The organism is Adlercreutzia sp., assembly GCF_056795635.1.
Genome location: NZ_JBQIIT010000038.1, coordinates 1 through 3914 on the forward strand (window position 1 = coordinate 1; position 3914 = coordinate 3914).

Sequence of the window (3914 nt, forward strand, 5' to 3'; positions counted from 1 at the left end):
ATGCCCATTACCACCTGGGGCATGAATGCCCTGGACAACAAGGTTATGAACCACGGTACCTCGGTGAACAACACCCTGCGCCAAGTGGCGGGCTCCCTCGGCACGGCCATCATCATCGCCGTATCCACCCAGGTTCAGAATTTCGCCACGCCGGACTTCGGCACGGCCCAGGGCACCATGTTCGGCATCAACGCGGCATTCCTCGTGTGCACGCTGCTGTGTTTGGTGGGCCTGGTCATGACCATTATGTTCGTGAAGGACAAGCCCGGCGAGGAGGCAGCCGTGGATGAGGGCGGCACGCGCAAGTCGCTGCTCACCTCCATCATGAAGACCGACGTGTACTCGCTCTCCCAGGAGGCTACCGTGGAAGAGGCCATGCGCCTGTTCGTGGAGAAGAACATCTCGGCGGCCCCCATCGTAGACGCTTCGGGGGAGCCGGTGGGCTTCATTTCCGACGGCGACATTCTGAAGCGCCTGAGCCCGCGCCGCAGCTCGTTTACCGATCCTATCGTGCTCATCAACCGCACGGTTCCCGACGAGGAGGGCTACGACGAGAAGCTGGCGAAGGTGATGCAGATGCGCGCCAGCGAGATCGGTGCTGCGAGCCCCATATGTGTGAGCGTGCACGCGAACCTGACCGACGTGTGCCGCGTGCTGGCCGAGAATCACCTGAAGAAGGTGCCGGTTCTGGAAGAGGGCCACATCGTGGGCATCATCAACCGCAGCGACATCACCCAGTACTCCATGGCCGCCTATCTGGCCGGCAACCCCGACCGCGCCGTGTACTGCGGCGATGGGCCGAGCGGCCAGCACGAGTGTGTGGAAGAGAAGCAGTGCGATTGCGGTTGCGAGGAGGGGAAGTAGGTCTCGTGAAAATGCAAGCAGCCCCGGCGAGCGAAGGCAACGGGGCTGCTTGGCTTGGGAAGCCGCATGGCCGGCTTCCGTGCGAGGCAAAGACGCCAGGTGCGCGGGCTGCGATTCGGCGTCGAACGAGCATCTAGTATCTTCGCCTTCGATAGTAGCCCTTTCGCCCCCGGCCGCTGTGTTCAGCGGCGAACCGTCGCCTTTCTGCTATCCTATCGAAAACCGCGGACGGCCGCCTGGGAAGGCGGCCCGTGCCGCCGATCTGCGAGGAGGCCCTATGTTCGGAGACAACCTGGAGCGCATCGTCGCCGCTATCGAGAAGAACTACGAGGCGGACGAGATCTTCTTCACGAAGCCGGGACGGCGCTTCCCCGGCCGCACGGCTATCAAGGGGCTCATCACCGAGCTGCGCCGCGTGCTGTTTCCCGGCTACTTCGGCCCCGAGATGCTTTCGCCCTCCACGAGCCCGAGCTACTTCATCGGCCAGACGCTCATCGACATCGAGAGCGTGTTGCGCCAACAGCTGATTCTGGCGCTCACCTACACCTCTGACGAGCGCGACGACCTCATCGGCAGCGGCAACCACCTGTGCGGCGGCTGCACCTCCGATACCATCTGCCAGCAGACGGCCGACATCTGCACGAAGTTCTTCGACGCCCTGCCCGAGATTCAGCGCACGCTGCTCACTGACGTGCAGGCGCTCTACGACGGCGATCCGGCGGCGGGCTCCAAGGAGGAGGTCATCTTCACCTACCCGGGCCTGTACGCCATCTACGTGTACCGCATCGCGCACGTGCTCTATGAGCTGGGCGTGCCCATCATCCCCCGCGTGATGACCGAGATCGCCCACTCCTCCACGGGCATCGACATCGGTGCCGGCGCGACCATCGGCGACTACTTCTTCATCGACCACGGCACGGGCGTGGTCATCGGCGAGACCTGCGTCATCGGCGAGCATGTGAAGCTGTACCAGGGTGTTACCCTGGGGGCCCTTTCCACCCGCGGCGGCCAGCGCCTGGCCGGCGTGAAGCGGCACCCCACCATCGAGGACAACGTGACCATCTACTCCAACGCCAGCGTGCTCGGCGGCGAGACCGTCATCGGCGAGGGCTCGGTCATCGCCGGCTCCACTTTCGTCACCTTCTCGGTGCCCCCCAATTCCCGCGTGTCGGTGAAGTCCCAGGAGATTTCCGTCCGCCAGCCGGGGGAGCGCGACTAGGAGCGCGAGCTCAAGGGGACTGCTGCAAGGGGAGGGCTTGTGGAACAGCTACTGAATCGGTTCGTCGGGAACATTTCCCCGGCGGCGTTGCTGGTGTCGTCGTTTTTCTGGTCGTGGCTCGACGTGGTTGTGTTCGGCCCTGCGGTCTTCTGGGCTGCTGGCGCCGAAATGCCCATGGAACCCATGGCCGTGTCGTTCGCGACGAGCGTCGTGGTGCTGGGCATCGCGGCGGTGAGCGCGCGGCTACGCCAGACGCTGGTGAGTGTGCGCGGTTTCGCGGCTCTTGCATTCGCGACGGGAACGGGCGGCACGTTGCTGTTGTTCGTGGGCGCTGCTGCGTCTTCCCCGCTGACGCTGATCGCCGCCGGTGTTGTCGTGGGCGTGTTCGAGGGCGTCGGCATCGCTGTGGTGGGCGCGGTGGCCACCTGCCAGGGAACGACGAACGCCCTCATTCACATTGCCGCCGCGCTGCCCATGAACATCGTGATCATTTTGCTGGCGGTGTTTCTGGTGCCGGGGGCGTCTATCGTGCTCATTGCCGCGCTGCCCCTGCTCTCGTCTCTCAGTTTCAGCGTGTATCTGGCGCGGGCGGCCAACCGCACCTCGCTTGCCGGCGTGCTGCGTCCCGTCGGGCCCCTTCCGCGGCGGCCTTCTGCGCGCCCTTGGGGAGTAAATCGCACCTTTCTGCTCGTCGTATTGGCGGTTACGGCAGCCTTTGGCATGGTGAACGCCCAGACTATCGAGGTAACGGGCAACGGGCCCTTCGACGCCTACAGCGGGTTGGTGGTACGTGCGGTAGTAAGCGCCGCGGTTCTCGTGGGGTATGTGCGCTATTCGTGGCGGCCGCAGTCTATCTTCAGCGCCGCCTTGCTCATTATGGCCGCGAGCCTTATCGTGAGCGCGGCGGCGGCTGTACCTGCGATGCAGCTGCTGTTCCTGTCGGGCTACGTCTGTTTCGATCTGCTCATCTGGGCGCTTATCGTGGGAATGAACCACGGCAGCGGCGTTCCCGTGCTGCGTACCGTGTGTGTGGTGCAGGCGGTGGATCAGCTGGGAATTCTGCTGGGAACGTTCATCCCCTGGGGCGGCGCTCCCCAAGTTGTCGCGGTGGCAAATGCCGGCTTGGGCGTTGTCATCATGCTCCTGGTCATGTATTTGCTGCTGCGCGATCGCGGCGTGGTGGAGAATCTTGGCGGCAACGACTACGGATTCGCTGCGGATGATGAGGCTGCCGGAGGCTCCGGCCCCGACGAGCGGTGCGCGCCGCTCCCCTTATCCGGGGAGCCCGATGCCTCCGGCATGACCCTGCCGACGGCGCTCGATGCGATTGCGGACCGCTATTTCCTCTCAACGCGCGAGGTGGATGTGCTCTCCCTGCTTGTGGCCGGCCGTAGCGGTCCCTATATTGCCGACCATCTGTGCATCTCGGCCAATACGGTGAAGACCCACATCCGGCATATCTATACGAAGCTCGACGTGCACGACCGTCAAGAGCTGCTCGATCTGGTGCATACTGCCGATAGCTCCGCCGTTCCCGCCCAGAGCGGACGGTAAACCTCATCACAATCGGGTGATTATGGCGAAAAACACCCGTTGGGGGCGAAATCCTTCCAGCCTCCTTGGCGTTCAATAGCGGTGTCGCCCATGCTCGCATGAGCCGAATGGAGGGGGCGGCAGACCAAGGAGGAAGGATCATCATGAGAGGACTGACAGGTAGGAAAACGGCTCTGCTGAGCACGCTGGCGCTGGTTGCGGCCTTATCCGCTGGGATGCTGGCGGGATGCGCCGAGCCTTCGGAGGGCGGCACGTCCATGGCGAGCACCGATCCGGT

The 3914-nt window shown here is 64.0% G+C and carries 3 protein-coding genes; all 3 read left to right on the top strand.

What is annotated here, in order from left to right; all coding sequences use genetic code 11:
• Positions 1-864: CBS domain-containing protein (locus tag ACTOXK_RS11525; RefSeq protein ID WP_482279952.1), on the top strand; the 864-nt coding region annotated here is incomplete at its 5' end.
• A 277-nt stretch (positions 865-1141) separates the two neighbouring features.
• Positions 1142-2083 carry a serine O-acetyltransferase gene (locus ACTOXK_RS11530; protein ID WP_482279953.1) on the top strand — a complete coding sequence of 314 codons (942 nt, stop codon included), beginning with the start codon at positions 1142-1144 and terminating at the stop codon, positions 2081-2083.
• A gap of 39 nt (positions 2084-2122) precedes the next feature.
• Complete coding sequence (locus ACTOXK_RS11535; RefSeq protein ID WP_482279954.1) at positions 2123-3637, top strand: response regulator transcription factor; 1515 nt, start codon at positions 2123-2125, stop codon at positions 3635-3637.
• Positions 3638-3914 lie beyond the last annotated feature (277 nt).